18 protein-coding genes are annotated in these 19,003 nt (G+C 37.1%); 4 read left to right on the top strand and 14 right to left on the bottom strand.

Translation table 11 applies throughout. The features are described 5' to 3' along the window. Nucleotides 1–213: 213 nt before the first annotated feature. From argH to EsVE80_RS12735, 3 genes are all read left to right on the top strand, one after another. Nucleotides 214–1,605 (top strand): argininosuccinate lyase, encoded by a 1,392-nt coding sequence (gene argH / locus EsVE80_RS12725; protein WP_173104012.1) that lies wholly within the window; start codon nucleotides 214–216, stop codon nucleotides 1,603–1,605. A 443-nt stretch (nucleotides 1,606–2,048) separates the two neighbouring features. Beyond that, a complete protein-coding gene (locus tag EsVE80_RS12730) occupies nucleotides 2,049–2,618 on the top strand; it encodes an RNA polymerase sigma factor (RefSeq protein ID WP_173104013.1) in 570 nt (189 codons plus the stop codon). Next, nucleotides 2,615–3,982, top strand: a complete 1,368-nt coding sequence (locus EsVE80_RS12735; RefSeq protein WP_173104014.1) for a hypothetical protein — start codon at nucleotides 2,615–2,617, stop codon at nucleotides 3,980–3,982. The genes EsVE80_RS12730 and EsVE80_RS12735 overlap by 4 nt, the downstream gene beginning before the upstream one ends. 138 nt (nucleotides 3,983–4,120) lie before the next feature. On the opposite strand, the gene EsVE80_RS12740 is transcribed toward EsVE80_RS12735, so the two are convergent. The 14 genes from EsVE80_RS12740 to EsVE80_RS12805 all read right to left on the bottom strand — a co-directional run bounded on the left by EsVE80_RS12740 (nucleotide 4,121) and on the right by EsVE80_RS12805 (nucleotide 18,165). Continuing rightward, on the bottom strand, nucleotides 4,121–4,873 hold the full coding sequence (locus EsVE80_RS12740; protein ID WP_173104015.1) for a TIGR03915 family putative DNA repair protein: 753 nt from the start codon (nucleotides 4,871–4,873) through the stop codon (nucleotides 4,121–4,123). 41 nt (nucleotides 4,874–4,914) lie between these two features. Further along, on the bottom strand, nucleotides 4,915–6,234 hold the full coding sequence (locus tag EsVE80_RS12745; RefSeq protein ID WP_173104016.1) for a putative DNA modification/repair radical SAM protein: 1,320 nt from the start codon (nucleotides 6,232–6,234) through the stop codon (nucleotides 4,915–4,917). Nucleotides 6,235–6,328: 94 nt separating this feature from the next. Further along, on the bottom strand, nucleotides 6,329–6,856 hold the full coding sequence (locus tag EsVE80_RS12750) for a GNAT family N-acetyltransferase (RefSeq protein ID WP_173104017.1): 528 nt from the start codon (nucleotides 6,854–6,856) through the stop codon (nucleotides 6,329–6,331). Nucleotides 6,857–6,995: 139 nt separating this feature from the next. Next, the gene (locus EsVE80_RS12755; protein WP_232061217.1) at nucleotides 6,996–8,459 is read right to left on the bottom strand and encodes a helix-turn-helix domain-containing protein; all 1,464 of its coding nucleotides are present in this window, start codon (nucleotides 8,457–8,459) and stop codon (nucleotides 6,996–6,998) included. Further along, nucleotides 8,449–9,039, bottom strand: a complete 591-nt coding sequence (locus tag EsVE80_RS12760; RefSeq protein WP_173104018.1) for a hypothetical protein — start codon at nucleotides 9,037–9,039, stop codon at nucleotides 8,449–8,451. The genes EsVE80_RS12755 and EsVE80_RS12760 overlap by 11 nt, the downstream gene beginning before the upstream one ends. A gap of 11 nt (nucleotides 9,040–9,050) precedes the next feature. Continuing rightward, on the bottom strand, nucleotides 9,051–9,815 hold the full coding sequence (locus EsVE80_RS12765) for a class A sortase (protein WP_173104019.1): 765 nt from the start codon (nucleotides 9,813–9,815) through the stop codon (nucleotides 9,051–9,053). Next, nucleotides 9,790–10,884, bottom strand: coding sequence for a DUF916 and DUF3324 domain-containing protein (locus EsVE80_RS12770; RefSeq protein ID WP_173104020.1), 1,095 nt, complete (start codon nucleotides 10,882–10,884; stop codon nucleotides 9,790–9,792). The genes EsVE80_RS12765 and EsVE80_RS12770 overlap by 26 nt, the downstream gene beginning before the upstream one ends. A gap of 165 nt (nucleotides 10,885–11,049) precedes the next feature. Next, on the bottom strand, nucleotides 11,050–11,787 hold the full coding sequence (locus EsVE80_RS12775) for a WxL domain-containing protein (RefSeq protein ID WP_173104214.1): 738 nt from the start codon (nucleotides 11,785–11,787) through the stop codon (nucleotides 11,050–11,052). 19 nt (nucleotides 11,788–11,806) lie between these two features. Then, a complete protein-coding gene (locus tag EsVE80_RS12780) occupies nucleotides 11,807–12,589 on the bottom strand; it encodes a WxL domain-containing protein (RefSeq protein WP_095006379.1) in 783 nt (260 codons plus the stop codon). Nucleotides 12,590–12,635: 46 nt separating this feature from the next. Continuing rightward, nucleotides 12,636–13,310, bottom strand: a complete 675-nt coding sequence (locus tag EsVE80_RS12785; RefSeq protein ID WP_173104021.1) for a WxL domain-containing protein — start codon at nucleotides 13,308–13,310, stop codon at nucleotides 12,636–12,638. A 25-nt stretch (nucleotides 13,311–13,335) separates the two neighbouring features. Next, entirely contained in the window at nucleotides 13,336–13,689 is a 354-nt protein-coding gene (locus tag EsVE80_RS12790; RefSeq protein ID WP_173104022.1) for a hypothetical protein, read from the bottom strand. A gap of 8 nt (nucleotides 13,690–13,697) precedes the next feature. Next, nucleotides 13,698–16,352, bottom strand: coding sequence for a pectate lyase-like adhesive domain-containing protein (locus EsVE80_RS12795; RefSeq protein ID WP_173104023.1), 2,655 nt, complete (start codon nucleotides 16,350–16,352; stop codon nucleotides 13,698–13,700). Nucleotides 16,353–16,798: 446 nt separating this feature from the next. Then, the gene (locus EsVE80_RS12800) at nucleotides 16,799–17,266 is read right to left on the bottom strand and encodes a Dps family protein (RefSeq protein WP_173104024.1); all 468 of its coding nucleotides are present in this window, start codon (nucleotides 17,264–17,266) and stop codon (nucleotides 16,799–16,801) included. 191 nt (nucleotides 17,267–17,457) lie between these two features. After that, nucleotides 17,458–18,165 (bottom strand): DUF5105 domain-containing protein, encoded by a 708-nt coding sequence (locus EsVE80_RS12805; protein WP_173104025.1) that lies wholly within the window; start codon nucleotides 18,163–18,165, stop codon nucleotides 17,458–17,460. Nucleotides 18,166–18,251: 86 nt separating this feature from the next. Here EsVE80_RS12805 and EsVE80_RS13935 point away from each other — a divergent pair, with 86 nt between their 5' ends. After that, complete coding sequence (locus EsVE80_RS13935) at nucleotides 18,252–18,653, top strand: prepilin peptidase (RefSeq protein ID WP_232061218.1); 402 nt, start codon at nucleotides 18,252–18,254, stop codon at nucleotides 18,651–18,653. Nucleotides 18,654–19,003 lie beyond the last annotated feature (350 nt).

A 19,003-nucleotide genomic window follows, 5' to 3' on the forward strand; every position in this document is an offset into this window, starting at 1 on the left:
GGATATTTATTTTACTGATAATCAACTTTAAAACAATTGGCTGTGCCATAAGTTAAGTCATGCGACAAACTCTAAAATCTGCTCTTCTTAAAAAAGAAGAGCAGATTGATTTAAAACCAGTTAGTTTCATTTTGAAACGTGACTGGTTTTATCACAGAGTTCACTCACAACTTATGTCACAGCTTATTTAACTAACAAATGAGGGGAAGAAAAATGGCAAAATTATGGGGCGGCCGTTTTGACGGTCAAAATGAAGCATGGATTGACGCGTTTGGCGCATCAATTTTATTTGATCAAAAAATGGCAGCACAAGATATTAAGGGAAGTTTGGCCCACGTTAAAATGTTAGCTCACACTGGGATTATTCCCCGTGAAGAAGCAGAGCAAATTAGTGCGGGCTTAGAAAAATTGCAGACTAAATTAACCGCAGGTGAATTAGAATTCACCGTTGAAAACGAAGATGTCCACATGAACATAGAATCTTATTTAACCGCCGAAATCGGAACAGTTGCCGGTAAGCTTCACACTGCTCGCAGTCGTAACGACCAAGTGGCAACAGATATGCATTTGTATTTAAAAGAGGTTGTCAACCAATTAATTTTAAAAATCCAACATTTTCGTAATGTTTTAGTAGAAAAAGCTGCTGAAAATGTGCATACGATAATGCCCGGCTATACGCATTTGCAACATGCACAACCCATTTCTTTTGCCCATCACCTGCTAGCTTATTATGAGATGCTGACCCGGGATCAAACACGTTTTACTGAAAATTTGCAGCGAATTGATGTCCTGCCTTTAGGAAGTGCAGCGCTTGCGGGTACGACATTTCCAATTGATCGCTTCTTTGTTGCTAATGAACTGGATTTTGGCACTATTTATGCCAATAGTTTGGATGCCGTTAGTGATCGTGATTTTATTTTGGAATTTTTAAGCAACAGCGCCATTATGATGATGCATCTCTCCCGCTTTTGCGAAGAGCTAATTTTGTGGTGTTCTCATGAATTTTCTTTTGTAGAATTAACCGACAGCTTTTCTACCGGCAGCTCGATTATGCCGCAAAAGAAAAATCCTGATATGGCGGAGTTGATTCGTGGTAAAACAGGTCGCGTTTATGGAAATTTATTTGGCCTTTTGACTGTGATGAAAGGCTTGCCCCTTGCTTACAATAAGGATTTTCAAGAGGATAAAGAAGGTATGTTTGATACCGCAGAAACAATTCTGACAAGCCTGGATATTATGGCGGGCATGATTGATACGATGAAAGTCAACAAAGAAACTATGGCTCAATCCACTGAATCTGATTTTTCCAATGCAACGGAGCTGGCTGACTACTTAGCCAGCCATGGTGTAACCTTCCGTGAAGCTCATGAAATTGTCGGCAAGTTAGTCTTGTCTTGTATTCAACGGGGCATTTACCTGCAAGATGTGCCACTAGCAGAGTATCAAAAAATTAAATCCGTTATTGGATCAGACATTTATGAAAAACTGTCTTCTTACAATGCTGTTAAAAATCGGCATTCCTATGGCGGAACTGGTTTTGATCAAGTGGAATTTCAAATCAAAGCTGCCCAAAGTCAATTACAAAAAGAAAAAGCTGCCAATTAGATGACAGTACAAACTGTATAACATAGCCTCAAAATTTGAGTTTTAAAAAGATAATCAAAAATACCTGTATTATTATAGAAGAAAACTTTTCGTCTTTTCCTTTATGACTAAAAGTCGCCGTCGCATTCTTAGAATTGCAAGATTTACGGCTGAACTTCTTAATACAGGTATTTTTTTATGGGAAAATATCTAAATTTATATCACTTCCTTAAAGAGGTCAAAGTAAGGAAAGTACCTGAACCTAACGCCACATTGGCGCAACAAATCAATTTTTTTCGCTGTGGTAAGTCGTAATTTTTAGAATTTCATTGAAATAAGCAAATACATATTTTTTAAGTGAGGAATTTCCTGTCTTGCATTTGTAGTATAAGTGAAATTACGAAATACAAAAAACGAACAAACTCGTTTTAATCCGCAACTTATCTTAACAAGGTGGTGAAGAAATGGAAGAAATTGAAAATCCCCTCTTTTATCGCAGAATAAAAAAACGGGATGAAGCAGCTTTTAATAGGTTGATTGACGCTTATAGTAAATTATTGTGGGCCGTGGCGAGCCGCAGTGGCGCCACAAATAGTATGGATTTAGAAGAAGTGATTAGCGATGTCTTCTTACGTCTGTGGGAACAGCCGGAAAAATTTGATGAAAAAAAAGGGAGTCTAAAAACGTATTTGTGTATCATGACAGAAAGCATGGCAAAAAATAAAATGCAGCAAGTTCGGCGACGTCAACATGAAACGCTAGTAGATACGGAAGAAAGCTCAGCAAATTTAGTTAGCAATGAACTGGAAGAAAAAGCTGCTTGGCAAGAAATTTATACCTTAATTATGACTTTTGATGAGCCAACGCGTCAAATTTTACTTTGGCGGATTTTTTACGAACTGACACCACAAGAAATTGCCAAACGCTCTGGATTGCCGACAAAAGAAATTGACAATCGGCTGTATCGAGGGCGAAAGAAATTACGTAGTTTGGTAGAACGCAATTCCTTTTTTAGAGAGGTGGAAAACACATGAAAAAACATCCTTTAGAATACTTAAATGAAACGCAGCTAGACGAATTGTTAAACTACAATGCACAACCTTTTGATAACGAAAATAAAAATAATATTCACCAAAAATTTGCTGCAAAAAAAATAGGCGTACAAAAAAGAAACAAGCGCCGCAAACGCTGGTTAGTCAGCGTTGCTACTGCTTCTTTTGCTTTATTATTAGTCGGCTTTACTTTTCGTGACGACCTATCTTTAGCGTATAAAAAACGCTTTGGCAACGAGACCGAATTACTCTTACTAAATTCAGATAAATTAAGTCAAACAGTTACCGATCAAGGATTAGAATTAAAGGCAGTTGCATCTTTTAAAGATGGGAGTAATCAATACCTTGTCAGCCAATTAACGGATTTAACCGGTGAACGTTTGGATAAAGATACTATAATTGATCGGTGGGAAATGTTCGGTGGCGGGAACACCCAAATGACCCATTATGATGCCAGCACAAAAACGGCGACTTTGTTAACTAGTGCAATTGGCGCTACTGATACCCCTCGTTCAGGTTTTCAATTGACAGCCTTTGTCAGTGGTAAAAAAGACTTTACGACAACTTATCATCCAGATTGGCAAAAGTTACTTCAATCTAAAAAAAACTGGATTGATTTAACCAACCAAAAAGCACAAGGGGGCGGACTAAACGAAGAAGTAGCTAAAAATTACGGTATAAATTGGAATGAACTAATAAAAACCGGCCTTAAGCCGTTACAAGCAAATGCCAAATTAGATCATTCTTTTACAATTTCAAATATTGCCTATCGCGACGATTTATTACACTTGCAACTAAAAATACCAAATACACCAAAAATGGCAGCAATTTTTCCTTATCTTGTAATAAACAATAAAAAAATTGCTTCCTTCGCAGATTTTAGTGTCGATTACGGTACCCATAACAATAAAACGGGGCGCCCAGATTATCAAGAGTACATTTTTCCTGTCAAAAAAGCTGATTTAATGCAGGCAAAACTGGTTTTAGACGGCTGGCAATGGAAAACTTACCAAGAAGGAGATTGGACTATCCAATTGAAAAAAACCAAAGAACTGCCTTTAACAAAATTACCGCCTCAAATTATCAAAAATCAACAAGAGAAGGTGAAATTGGATAATATCAAACTTTCTCCTATTGCACTTGATTTTAGTTACAGCGGGAAGTTAAATGGCACTAAAATTACGTTAAATTATCAAGATGGCACCAAATTTACGACAACTATTGAATATGCCGACCAACGAGATAACCATAAATCTGAAAATTATCGCTATGAATTCGGTCTAAAAGATAACAAAGAAATTAAAAGTATCACCTTTAACCAGCAAGAATTAAAATTGACACACTAAATAAATGGATGCTTTCTCCTTTTATAATTTAAAATTAAAGCAACAATATTTCTTTTAACTGTCTCTTAAAAAGTATGCCCAAGGCTGTGGCAAGGTTTATGCCACAGCCTTTTTTTGTGAAAGTTAACGATAAGAATTTTACTGAAATTCTGTCATCTCTGAGCGAAAACGCAACGGTAAATGATTTTGTTGGGCGACTGGATTCATTCGTTCTTTGATCGTTACCCCTTCTAAAAAAGCCCGCCACTGTGTACCTACTATATCATTGCCTGGTAAGAATTTATCTTTTGGCAAGGTAATATTCTCCAATAGTTGATAACTCCCATTTTCTATCCAGGCTAACAGTTGATGAGTTTCATCATAAATCATAACTTTTTCTCTAGGATAACGTTTAGCAAAATGCGGACAAATATACGGCAGTGAATAATGTTTGGGGACAATTTTGGCAAACAACACATCTTCTACATATTCAAATCGGACAAAGCCTTTGTACTGATGTGCCTCGCCATATAAAGCGCGAATCGCCGTATCCAACGCTAAAATTTCTGGTTTTCCAATAAAATTCTGCAAATTGTCTTTGGTATCAAGAGCAATATGTAACGCATGAAGTAAATAAGTCTCTTTATTTTCTAGGCATGTATTAAAGCCATCATGAAAAAAAACGTAATTATTCGGTGTCAAAACTTCTCGCAAACGCTGGTCAATCTTTTCCGCTTTTTTCTTATCGGTTTTAATCCATTCTGGTGGAAATAAATTATTTTCTGTTGTAACAGGATTTAATACGACGGCCGGAAATTGATGGCGGCGAAATGACAGGTCAATGATGGTATAAAAGCCCGCCAGTGTCCCGTCGTATTCCAAAATGTCGATGGTTTCTTTCATCCACACCATCGCAGTTCCCTTCTTTCTTATTCTTTCTTAGTAATGGACAGCTATTGCAGGGCAAATTGTCTCTGCTCCCCTTTTTGCCTTTCAAATCGTTCCACATCAAATAAGCTCATCTGTTCACCAAAACTTTGGGTATTAAGGGCTTGTAGTTGTTTATATTGGCGTTTTGAAATTAAGGCTTCAATAATCCACTGGGGATCTTGGACTAAGCCGGGAAACTTTTCTTGATTACACGTCACAAAATATTGTGCCCGTTTCACGACAACGCCTAATTTTTTTAAATCACTTAAATGCAGTTGATAATATTTACGAGCCCGTAAAATATTACGAGCACTTTTTGGACCAACACCAGGAATGCGTAAGAGCGTATCCAAATTAGCTGTTTGTACATCAACAGGGAAATAATCCAAGTTTTGAATAGCCCAATTAGCTTTGGGGTCTAAGTATAAATTAAAGTTAGGCTGTTCTTTTTTTAAAATTTCATCTGGCGTAAAGTTATAAAATCGCATTAGCCAATCAGCTTGATACAACCGATGTTCCCGCAGTAATGGCGGTTTTTGCGTGATGGCAGGTAGTAAAGAATCCTGGTTCATGGGAATATAAGCAGAGTAGTAAACGCGTTTAAGCTGATATTTTTGATATAAGTTGCCGGAAATTTTGACAATTGTACGATCTGTCTCTGGACTAGCACCAATAATCATCTGGGTAGATTGTCCAGCCGGAACAAAAGGTGTCGTTTTTTGTCTAATCGCTGGTAATAAGCTTTCTTGCTCTTTTTTTACGGCAATTTGTTTCATTGGCTTATAAAGTTCGTAGGGATCTTTATCTGGCGCCAAAAGTTGTAAACTATCTTTAGAAGGCAATTCAACATTGACACTCATACGATCGGCCAAATACCCCAGGCGTTCAATCAACAAACTATCTGCACCTGGGATGGCTTTAACGTGAATGTAGCCCCGAAACCCCTTTTCAAAGCGCAAAATTTCCAATGTTTTAATCATCAACTCACAGGTATAATCAGGGGATTTTACAATCGCCGAACTTAAAAATAAGCCTTCGATGTAATTCCGCAAATAAAAATCAATAACCAAATTGGCAAGTTCTGCGGGCGTAAAAGTAGCTCGCGGGCGTAAATTAGACCGACGATTGACGCAATAATGACAATCAAAAATACAAGCATTACTAAAGAGAACCTTTAGCAATGAAACACAGCGACCATCGGCAGTAAAAGAATGACAAATTCCAGATGCTTCCGTACTCCCAAGGGTGCCGCTACGATTGGTATCGCTGATGCCACTACTAGAACAAGATACATCGTATTTGGCTGCATCGGCTAAAATACCGATTTTTTTCGTCAAATCCATTTTGTCCCCTTCTTTCCCAAATGAAATACCGAACGTATGTTTGTATTTTAACAAGAAAAAAGACGTCTGTCAAAAGACGCCGTTTGTAAATTATTTAGAGTACCAATTCATACAAATCACACGTATCCGTGTCCACATCATCAAAAGAACGTAATTCCTTACGTTCTTTACACTGATAGCCGCACTTTTCATATAGACTTTTTGCCGGCAAATTATCTGCAAAAACATCCAGACGAATAGCCTGACAGCCTTTTTTTAGCGCAACTTCTTTGGCGCAAGCCAATAATCTTTTGCCAATTCCTTGGCCTTTAAAGTCCGCATCAGCCAATAAAGTGTGAATGACTAAAAAATCTTCATCTTGAAGGTTTGTATTCTTCCAAGCAACTTCCCTATACTCCTCTTCGTGCGTATGATTCAAAATTACACTACCAACAATTTCATCGGCAATTGTGGCGACATAAAGTTCTTCGTTTGCTAAAGCTTTCGTTATATCCTCAACCACAGGATAAACCGCCGGCACCCAACTAACTACAGGATAATCAATTTGAGGCATCACTTTGTTAAAAAAAGCTACTATTGCTGCTTTTTCCTTTGCTGTTGCCAAATGAGTTTTGACTTCCATCTACTCACCTTCTTTTTTAAATTTTCTCACTAGTTTAAATCAACTATACCATGTCATTTCTTTTAATAACATAGCGCTTTATTCAAAAAGCTGAAAATAAATAATAGTAACAAATTTTCCCCACTGAAATTTGCTACTATTATTTGTTTTTAACTTGATTGGCGGCAAAATAATCCCCATTGTATTTTGCTTCTCTTTTTTGAATAACTTTTTGAGCCAAGTTCGCCCAATCTAACGGTCGTGGGGGCGCAAGCCAGACCACACAATCCTTCTGACAAATTGCCCCTAATTCTCGGGAATCCGTCAATAAAATATCCGCGGTGTCAATATCTGTAGTAATTTCCGCTCCGACTTGTTGAAAAAAATCGAGGTTTTGGGTAATAAATTGGTTATACAAATGTCCATAAGAAAAATCAACGTATACGTTGACAGCTTTTAACAACAAATGCTTGGGAAATACAGCTAAAATCAAAAACAAATACTGAAGCAGCAAATTTTTCTTCTTTTGATATAACTCAGGAAATACGTTTTGAATACTCGTCAGATAATCCCGACAAAATGCCAATACACCAGGATAGTTTTGCTGAAAGTAAATAATATTAATCTCTGGTTGAATACTTTCATAAGCGGCGCTTGTTTCCAATAATTGAAAATGCAAAAAATTACAACGGGCGATAAATTCAGCTTGACTGGCTTTTTCTGCTTGTAACTTGGGAAAAGAGGCTAACAATTGCTGCCTTAAATTTTGACTCCACTGCGTAATTTTAGCACTCTTTTCCAAATGAAATGACATCCCTACTTCTTTTAAAAATGTGCCGTAATAACAAATATAAGCCGCAGCTTCCGCGGTCCGCACGGCTGGTGGTAAACGGTAAAAAAAGGGTGTCGCTTCTTCTTTTTTTATAAATTCAGTCGGTAGTAGTTCTATTTGCTGTTCTTCTACATAACGTTCTTGTTGGATACGCAGATTCGTCACATAAAGATAATGCATCAACTTAATTTTTTGATGAATTGTCATGTTGGCTTTTTCTAACGTGGCTAACTTGGTTTCAATGATGCTTTTATCGGCTGAAGTGTAACAATCTTGCAAATTTTTAAAAATACGGGCAAAAATTTCAGTTAAAAATAACCGCACATTCTTTTCACTGTTACCACTTAACCGAAATTTCTTATCAATCGTCATTCCAAATTTACTTAAATAACCATTTAATTTTTTATAATTACTATGGGCAATCGGATAACTAATCATCTTTTTTTCAGAAAGTTCATTCAAGGATTTGAATTGTCCTAAAGCAGAACCAGCCAGTATTTGAAAACTGATAGAAGCCGCGACATACTTTTCCAACAAGCTCTCTGAACTAGCAGCACCGGTAATTTCCATCTGTAAAAAGGGTTCCTCAATAAAAATATGAATTTCTTCAGCTAATTGGTAGTGCTCCAAGTCTAAGATAAGTTGATCAATCAAACTTTTTAACACATAATTTGATATTCCTAAGTCCTCCATCAACTCTTTTTTAGGGATGGCAAAATAAGGGCTACGTTCCAATTTTTTTAAGAGCTGATATTTACGCCATTCTTCTTTTGCTAAAAATTCAGCCAGCAAATTCATTCCCCCTTGTTACCAATTGCAGGCTTTGATCGCCGTATAATACTAATCCCGATAATAAATAGGCGCTTTGCGCAATTTCAGTCCACTCATTTATGGCACTCCCAGCTTGAGGATTGCCTTCTGGTGGCAATGTTGCAATTGCCTTGGGCGCAAAAAACTCATCATCTAAAATTAAAACATTATTTTTCCCTTGAGCATGATAAGGTGGTATATACGCAGGGTTTTCTGCCCATTTGGGGGTTCTTTTACTTTTTAGTGTCGGATTTTTTAACGTAGCATACCTACTATTTTCTGCTAATACTTCTTTATTCTTTCCTGATTGTGACACTATTTTTTTGGGCGGGGGTTTAACTGTTTGGTCTTTTTTATGCTCCAATTCCAGTTGTCCACTAGTTTTTTGGTCATTTTGCTGATCTTGATTATCTTCTTGTCGCGCTTCTTCATTTGCAATCGGCGTAATCGCATTTTTAGGATCTAAGGGATCATAAATCACTGTTTGCGCCAAAGCGTGTTCAGAAAACAAGAAAACCGACGCACCCAATGCTAAAAATACAGAGTATGTCCTTTTTTTCATTCTATCCCCCCTCATTTGGAACTAATTCTTTTAATCGTGATAATCCCCAGTAAAAGACAAAGCAAAAGTGACAGAACTACAAAAAGTACATAACCTTGATTGTAACACTGATTTTTTTGGACAATCGCTTTTTCCTGTTGCTTTATTTGCGCAAGATTTGACGTGCTTTTTTGTACTTGTTGTCCTCGTACGACAAAACGCCATTGCGTTTGTGTAGGTTTATCACAAGTGATTAGCGTAATTTCTGTTTGCTGGTGATCTTCTAAAACTTGTAGTTCGGTTTGATGCACCAATTGGGTTTCTTTTACCACGTATTGATAAATTTCCCCTTCATAACGTAAATAAATCATATCGCCCACTTGAATTTGCAATAATTTACCAAATAATAAATTATCGCGACCTAAATGATGACCAATCAACACCATATTATGGTTTTGCGGTTGGCGTTCCGGAAATAGACTACCAGCACCAATTAGTAAATTTTGGTTTGTAATGCCATTAAAAACGGGGACACTCATTTCTAAAGCCGGAATGAGGATATTTCCTGTTGCCAAAAAAACAGTATCTTTTTTGAAAGTCAAAACATCAGCCAAATCCGGTGGCTGCACTGCTTCAATGGAAACAGGACTTGCCACTTTCGTAACAGAAGTTGTGGTAACTGTAGTATTTTCTGTTTGATAAATCAGTAACGCTTGCTTTAAAAAGGGTAAAAAAAGCAACAAAACCGCCACACAATACAATAAGATTAGACTAATCCGGATCTTTGGCTTCATCATCTTCTTTATTTTTCTTTCTGCGCCAAATCAAAACGATTAAAATGATCAGTAGTAATAGCAGTAAACCAATGAGAATATACAACCAAGTGTAGTCCTTTTTAATCGTAACGTCGGTGTCATTTAATTTTTTGGCTACTTCTGCTTTAATTTCAAAGTCTTTTGCTAGCACCCAGTGATATTCATATTTGGTTTTGGCTTCGTCACCTTTCAACTGGTATTGGCCATTTGGATTTTCTTGTCCGAAGGCTTCTATTTTCATCGTATATTGACCTGCTTTTAATGGCTCACCATTTAAAGCGACGCCTAAATCAAAATTAGAATTAGGGGCCATTTGCATTCCAACTTGTTCTGAGGCGAAAAGTACTTTGTCACTACCCTTTTTTGTAATGGTCGTTTTGGTTGCCAATTGATTTAAATAAGTAGGCTTTGGATTTTGTAAATTTCCTTCAATCACATTTCGAGCGTTACGCTGATTAGCTGCTACTTGCGTTAATTTTAAATCCGGGGCGCCATTTTTCGTTGTTTGGCGCATCAAAAGTGCTACAACATACGAGTACTCATTTTTTATGGCTAAACCTTTATCTGCTTTTTTGGTTTCATCCTTATTTTCATCTGCTACTTTTTCTTTAAAAGTAATCCCACCAGCGATGACACCGGAAAACTTTTCATTGGGCATTTGGACTTTCACTTTATATTCCGCAGCAGAATGAGGCGCTAGTGTTATTTCGTTTGGTGCTTTTGTAAAGTCTTTTATATTATATTGAAGCGTTTGATCGTCTTTAATGGCATTTTGACTATATTCCACTACGCCATTACTGTTAGTTGTGGCACTATTAATTTGTGCTTCAACGACAACTTTTTGAGCCGTATCATTGCGTAAGGTCACGGTTAATTCGTCTGTTTGGTTTGGTGCTAACAACAAATCAAAGTATGTTTTATTTTTATCAATTTGATTAGCCGAAGCCTGTGGTGTAACGGCAAAATTAAATTCCGAAGCAAAACTTGTCTGAGGAAAGATGCCACAACAAAAAACGACGGTAATCAGTAAAATTAACTTTTTAAACTTCATTTCTTTTAATCCTTTCAGTAAAAAAGTGATAGTTAACACAGAAGACCCGAACAAGGTAGAAGAAAGACACCCCTTTAAACAAGTAAACTTCTTGTAGGCTTCATTTCATTCTCCCTTATTCGGGAATAATTATTCCATTGTGTTAGATATTACTTTTTAATGCTTTTAATTACCCGGTGCATCCGTTAAAACCCAAGTAAATGTTGTCGTATATTCTTTAGCGTATTTGGTAGTAGAACCAGGTACGCTTAGTTCAATACTGTCAGCGGCAGTTGCGGCATCTGTACCCCAATCTAATAGATACGTTCCAGCCCCTTGACCTGCTTTAGCAGCCATAACATCTTGTAATGCTCCATCCGGATCTGCAACAATTGTCGCTTTTCCTGTGGGTTTAGCCGAATCAGAAGCCGTAACGACATTCCCGTTTTTAAACGTAATTTCCGCTCCTGTTAACACTTCATCATCGGCGGTTTTAAATTGGTGATTTTGTTTCATTTGTAGCGTCCAGCCAGCTTCTGTTCCGCGATTATCGGTCACTTGAACGAAGTTAGGGCCAGTTTTTTCTACACCGTCTTTATCCAAATATTTTTGAGCTTTTGCTTTATAGACTTCATTTTTTGAAGTAATTTTTTGAGAACCAAAATCTAAACTTGAAGCATAGTCAATCGATAAAGGTCCCGCTGTGCCGGGATTAGGACCGTTTGGATCAGTTGGATCGACGGGTTTAACTGGATTAGTTGGATCGATTGGATCAACCGGATCGGTAATATCATTATTAGGTGTAAAGGTAATAACACCGTTTGAATCATAATTTGCTCCATCTGCAGCAAAAGCAGTGACACCGCTAACTGCCATTCCAGCTAAAATAATTGTTGTTAAAAATAAATAACCCATTTTTTTCATCATTGTATACTCCTTTTAATTAATTTGCAGGTACGTCTGATAAACTCCACGTCAATGTCGTACTATATTTCACAGCATCTTTTGGCGTGCTACCAGGAACTGATAACGTAATAGCTTTTGTCACTTCACTATCTACTTCATTACCATCTTTATCTTTTTCTTTCACTGTTTCAACTGTTCCCCAACGATCAACATAAGTTCCAGCACCTTCACCTGTTTTTGCTGCCATGACTAAACTTTCACTTCCATCTGGATTTAAAGTAATTTCATTAGCAGCCGTTGGATGAATTGCTGTTGAATTACTAGCGACAGTTGGTGCAACAAATTTTACAACTGAACCAGTTAAAGTGTCATTTAATGTACTACTAGCTTTGAACTGACCGTTTTGTTTTACTTTTAAAGTCCAGCCGGCATTATTCCCGCGATTATCTGAAATTTGAACATAGTTAGGCGTTGCACTACGGCCGTCTTTATATTGTTGTGCCCGAGCATAGTACACTTGATCACTGTTAGTGATTTTATTAACACCAAAATCTAAACTTGAAGCATAGTCAATCGACAATGGACCATCTGTACCGGGATTAGGGCCATTCGGATCGGTGGGATCCACGGGCTCAACTGGATTAGTTGGATCTGGATTAGTTGGATCTACGGGTTTGGTTGGATCTGGATTGGGGATAAATTCGACAACCCCATTTGAGTTATATTCAGCTGTCGTTGCTGCCTGAGAAGCGATGCCTCCCACTAAAGAAAGTGAAACTGCTGTAATTGCTGTAACAGTCATAAAACGAATATTTTTCATCATCATTACTCCTTTTTAATTCCTTAATGCCAAATTTAACCCTTCGTTATGGAACATTTTTCAACGTCCACGTCAATTGCGTTTGATATTGTTTAGCGTATTTAACTGTTTTACCCGGAACGTGTAATGAAATAGCTTTTGCGCCAGTTGTAGCATCGCTACCAAAACGATAAAGCCATGTTCCCATTCCCTTTTCTGATTGAGCGGTGATAACATCTATCTCGCTGTTAATCGGTAAAGTAAAACTTAAAAGCGCAGTTGGTGCTAAATCAGCTGACAAATTTGAAACCAATTTCCCTTGTTGAAAAGAAAGTTCTGCACCTTTTAGTAATTGCCCATTTGTCGTCTGAAACTGGGTCGTTTGTTTAACTGCTAAACGCCAGCCACTACCAGTACCACGGATATCACTCACTTGAACGTAATTGGGACCAACTGCCTTTGTGCCATCAGAAGTAATATATTCTTGGGTCTTGGCGTAATATATTTCATCTGTTGTGGAAATGGCCTGCTGACCAAATTGAAAACTTGAAGCAAAATCTAACGAAAGACTGCCACCAGTTCCTGGTGCTGGACCACTTGGATCAGTAGGATCAATGGGTGCCACTGGTTTTGTTGGATCGGGTAACAGTGGATCTAGTGGTTTTATCAGCGTGCCGCCACTACTTTCATAATTCAAGTGGGTAGCTGTATCTGACGCTTCAGCCTTACTGCCACTAATCAAAATAAAAGTGATGAGACAAAGAAAACTAATGATTTGAAAATTTTTCAGTGTTCCCGCCTCCTTTTAATTTGAAAAAAATTAATACCAACAACCCTACTCCTATTCCTGAGGTAACGTGAGAGGAAGTATCCCCCGTCAACGGAATAATCACATCTTGTCCTTTATAAGTTGGCAAAGCACTGGCATAATTGGGAGCAGGCTTACTAGGTGTCAGATTTTCCTCTTGGTCTGGCTTTTTTGGCTCCTCATTTTGATATTCATATTGCCCATAAAACGAAGTGACACTATTACTATCGTAGTTAACCTCACTGGCAAAAACAGGTAAGGCAGCACAGAACCACCAAATTACGATTACGCTGCTAATTAGTATTTTTTTCATCTACTCACCTAATTTCCTGGAACATCTTCTAGCTGCCACGATAATTTTCCGCTATATTCCCCAATGCGTTGTTTTTCAACTGGAACGGTTAGTTCAAACCCTCTATCACCGGTCCAAGTTGCAGAAATTTCTTTACTGCCATCGCTTGTGAATTCACCGGATTCTACTACTTGGGTAGCTGTTGTAATTTGTTTTTTTCCCAGTGAAGAAGTGTAAGATAATGCGTCTTCTAATGATACCGTCCCGTTTTTTAACGTTTCTGCTTGATGTAAAGTTAGGCGCCAAGGTTTTTTGGCCCCGCCTCTTGTATCTGAAACAATCAGTTTGCCTACAACAGTCGGCTGATAAAGCTGATTTTGATTGGAAACTTGGTTGGTACCAAATTCCAACTTATCAGGTACTTCCGCAAGAGATAGATAACCAACGACGGTAACTTTTGTAGCTGCTTTAAAAGTTGCATCCCGATAATTCATATCTGCAACAGGATTAATATTTCCAATCGCATTATTGGTACTTGGTCTTTCGGATTCACTAAGCTGTGTCACGGGACCACTTTGATCTTGTAAAAAAATTTGAATCACATCTCCCCGTGTAAGGTTGAGACTGGAAATGTCAATTTCCCATTTTCCCGTTTCATTTACTACCTGAGCGGGAATTGTTTGTGGCTGACCATTTACTGTTAGTGTTATAATACTATTAGGCTCTCCAGTACCCGTTAATTTTGTCGTAATACTTTGGATGGCGTCCGAATTATCGACGTTAGCGGGTTCTGGTGGTGTAACATCTAAGACTGTCGTCGCGATGGCCGCAGGTGTTACCCACGGACCTCTTTTCGCAATGCCCGTTATTTTTTCACCAGCTTTTTGAAATTGGGCGGGATTGCTCACGTCTGTATACGTAATATACCCTTCGGAATCTGTCATTAAATTTCCATGTACATTACCGTAAGTATCAGTTAACGTTACATTCGCTTGATTTTCTGAAGCATAAACTGGTATATAATGAATCTCCCCATTTACTAAACCGTTATTATCTGGTACTTCCCCTATGACCACCCGTCCTTTAATCGTACGATCGGCATCTGTGACTGGTGTCCACTCAATTTTAGGATTTTGATTCATCCCTGAAATGCGGCGATAGTTGGCTTGTTTGAACTGTTGTAACCCTGTATCTGAGGTGGTGATAACTTCCCTTGTTCCACTCCCCACAACATTTAGATTTTGGACTTTGGCATACGTTTCACTTGAAGGCCCTAAAACCGGTACCCCAACTTTCCACAGATCAATATCAGAATCCAAAATATTAAAGCTATTTTCACTGCGATTACCATTGGCTACGTTTACCGCACTTTGACTATTATTCAAATTACGCAAATCGTATTGCGCCGGACTATTCAAAGTAAAACTATTCCCCGAACGTGTTATATTACCGGTACCTAAACCATTTGCTGATAAATTAATTAAAGGCTGGCTACTCGTACCAATAACATAAAAATAACTTCCCGGTTCAGCCATTAAATACGTATTATCATTACTAAAGGCCACCACAGAACCAGAAGCTTGTTTACTCGTTAAATTCACTATCGCTCCTTTTTTAATGGTCATCCCTGCGCCATTATCGTCAAAGCGCACCGCATTTCCTGGCATATCAACGTTAAAGACACTATTCTCTCCTACCGTTAGCGCTAAGTAATGGCTATAAACAGCGGGATAAGTTCGTCCTGACGTCTGCGTTTGGCCTGCTTCAACATGACAATTTTTGCCAATCGTAAATTCTCGTGAGGCACCTGTTGATGTGCTGCTAGCGGTCACGTTGTACCAAAAAACAGAAAAGTTATAATAATTTACGTTTCCCTTATATTCCGTTCCATCTTCCATAATGAAGCTACCTAAATAAAAATTTTCCGCTCGTGTATCAATATCCATCTTGCCGTAAACACGAACTTCTGCATGAGAGGCTCGGGCTAAACGTTGCACACCGGGCTCAGTCGTGATATTACCAAAGCGATATTTCCATTTAGCACCATTGGTATAATTCAACCGAGTTCCAACAATATCTTCTGAAGATGCCCCTACGTATCGTTGATTTAAGATAATATCGTGCATATGAAAATTTCCAATCGTATTTTGTGGTGCACCTAATTGAATCGATGAATTTTTAAAATCGACGCGATAACCTTGACCATCAATTTCTAAATCGTTTTTACGGGAATAGCCAGATAAAGAACTATCCGATGAACTAGGATTATCAAAACTCGCTGTTAAAATGATTTTTGTAATGTTCTCATTCCGAATCCCGCTGACAAAATCTGCCCAATTATTCACTTCTGCTTCATTTGCCGCTAAGCGTGCTACTGTTTTAGGTTTTACTACCTTACTTTCACTGGTTTCACTTTGAGTAGAAGAAGTCGTTTTTTCAGTAGTTGGACTCGTAGTATCTAACGCGGAATTGCCTTCTGAGGTGTTTGTCACATCCAACGCATTGGAACTTGTCGTTGTCTCATCGGTAAGATTACTAGATGTCGATACCTCTTTTTCACTAGTAGAAGCTGTAGTATTTGTTTTTGAATTTTGGGTGGTCGTTGCTGCCCAGCTAAGCGGAGTAATGCAGACATTAGAAATCAAAATAGAAAACAATAATAAAATTTTCATTTTCTTCCGCATCTTTTTCATTCACCTCCTTCACTTTCTAAATAATATCACAGCAATTCTTCTATATTTATATTTTTTTTTATTTAAAATGACATTTTTCTTATAACGAATGTTGAAACAACTTAACTACATAAAAACCAAAGTTTGTTTTCTTTTGATAAAATCATTTTGATTACAAAAGTTATATTACTGCTGTTTCAAACCTAAATAGGTAATATATCTTATATATTTTCCTATTATTTTAAGAGTAATAAAAATAAAATAACAATAGATAAAACTAAATTTCAGACTAAAATTCAGAAAATTCTAGCTATACCAAAATAAGATTAAATTTTTGTAAAAAAGATGAAAGAAATGCAATTTATACTGAAAAACAGCAGCGTTTTATGTAAAAATGAAATTTCTTTACAAACAAAAAAAGGATTCAGCATTAATGCTGAATCCTTTTTTATCCAATTTTACGCATCAATTTCAGGTGCTTTACCTAAGTGTGCTTGAATCATCCAAATGCGTTTTTCTGTCGCCGTTTTAAATTCGATGAAGATATCTTGGGTTGGATCATCGCCTTCTTCGCCAGATACTTCAATCCCTTTTTGATATAAGTCAGCTAAGTAGCGGTAACCTTCAACCAAAGTAGTTAAACGTTCTTCCATAGAACGATCCCAACGGCCAATTTCATCTGGAATTTTAGTATTTTCAGCCATTTCCTTCAATGTAGAAAAAGGAGAACCATCTAATGTGATCAAACGTTCAGAAATTTCATCTAATTGCGCATTCACATCGTCCATGAATTCATCCATCATTGGGTGTAATGTCAAGAATCCAGGTCCTCGCATATACCAGTGTGTTTGGTGAATAACCATTGACATTTGACTTAAATCTGCCACTAATTGGTTTAATACTTCTTTTGTTTTTGCAAATTTCATTTTTCATCCTCCTTCAAATTGTTTACATTAAAATGATAGTATGAAATCAATAAAAAGTACAATAAAATACACTTTTTCGTTATTTCAATTTCTTTGTAACTAATAAAAAAATAAGTAGATTTATACACTCTTTATTGAAAATCCCTCGTTTAAGAAAATGACCTCTTGTTTTTTAACAAGAGGTCATTTTCTTATTTTAATTCCGCTTGAACTTCTTTTGCGACTTCTTCCATCGCTTTGTTCCAGTCATTGGTTAATGTTTCTTGATCTTTGACACCCGCTACAAAAGCAAAATATAAATTATTAATCTGTTCTCTTTGTCCTCTGACAATTGTCCATTTGCCCTTTTCTGGCTTCATCTCAATCATAATCGGGACTGCCTCTTCTTTTGCTTTGGCAACTTTAATATTCTCTCGTAATAACTGTAACGTCTCTTCAATAATTTTATTTTGATCACTGGCTAGTTTGTTGTCTGCCATTATTTTTTGCGTAATGCCTTTTGATGTTTCCTTCATAATTGCTGCAAAATCTAGCCCTTTCACTTCATAGGTGATATTAGAGATTTTACCTGCTTCTTTTATCGCTACTTTATAGGAGGTTACCTCTTTAATTTGGTGATTTAGTAATTCTGTTAATTCATTAGCTTCATCTTCTGAAACAGCATCTCCCACACTGATTAAGCCAGCAGTGAAATTATCCTTAAAGTTTTTTTCATTTTCTTTAAAACCTTTGTTCAACTCGTCTCCATTCGCAAAGTTTGCTGTAAATTTTTTTGCATCCTTATCATAAACAACTTGGTCAACAAAAAGTTTTGCGGCATCTTCTGCTGGAATAGCCTTGCTACAGCCAGCTAAAAAAAATAGCAGCACCAACAAAAGCGGTATTCCCAATTTTCTCATTTTAGCGCACCTCATCTTTCTTAAAATAAAATATAAAAAATAAGATCTTCATTTTTGGCGTACTTTCTTTTGAAAGGAGAATTCTTATGATTTTTATTATTGGTTGCTGTTTTGGCTCTTTTGGCTATTTAGTTGCCACGAGACAACTAAGCGGGCTTTCCTTAATATTTCCAGCTTCTCATTGTACAACTTGCAAAAGCCATTTACATTGGTATGAACTAATTCCTGTTATCAGCTTTACTCTACAGGCAGGCCGCTGTCGCCATTGCCAGGTTAAATTACCATTTGGTTACTTAGTAGCAGAGTTAACTTGTGGTCTATTATTTGTCCTTTGTTTGAAAGATACGATTTTACCAACAAGTTTACTCACCTTATTTTGGCTTTATACTGCCTGGATTTTGAGTATTGTCGATATTTACTCCCAATTATTAGATCTCGGTATTTTTTTAGTACAACACTACTCTTATGGGGTTTTCAACTTCATTTAAAAACTACCTTTCATTGGGAAACGCTGTTATATTGCTTAGTATTTATTTGCTTTTTTTATCACTACTACAAAAATAAGTTTGGAACTGGCGATTTGTATTTATTACTTGCTTGGAGTCCCTGGTTAAGCTTAACCCAGTTTTGTCTACTCTTACTGATTAGTAGCAGTTTGGGATTAGTTTCCTTTTTGATAGCAAAACTACTACAAAAAAAGTTAACCACACTTCCTTTTATTCCCTATTTGAGTTGTGGTTTGCTTGTTATTACCCATTGCACCCCACCAGTTGTACCTTTATTTTAACATGATACAGTATTTACTGCAGTTTTTACACTACAGTTATGTGCTTTGTAA

This window comes from Enterococcus saigonensis (assembly GCF_011397115.1).
In the GTDB taxonomy this organism is placed as follows: Bacteria; Bacillota; Bacilli; order Lactobacillales; family Enterococcaceae; genus Enterococcus_C; species Enterococcus_C saigonensis.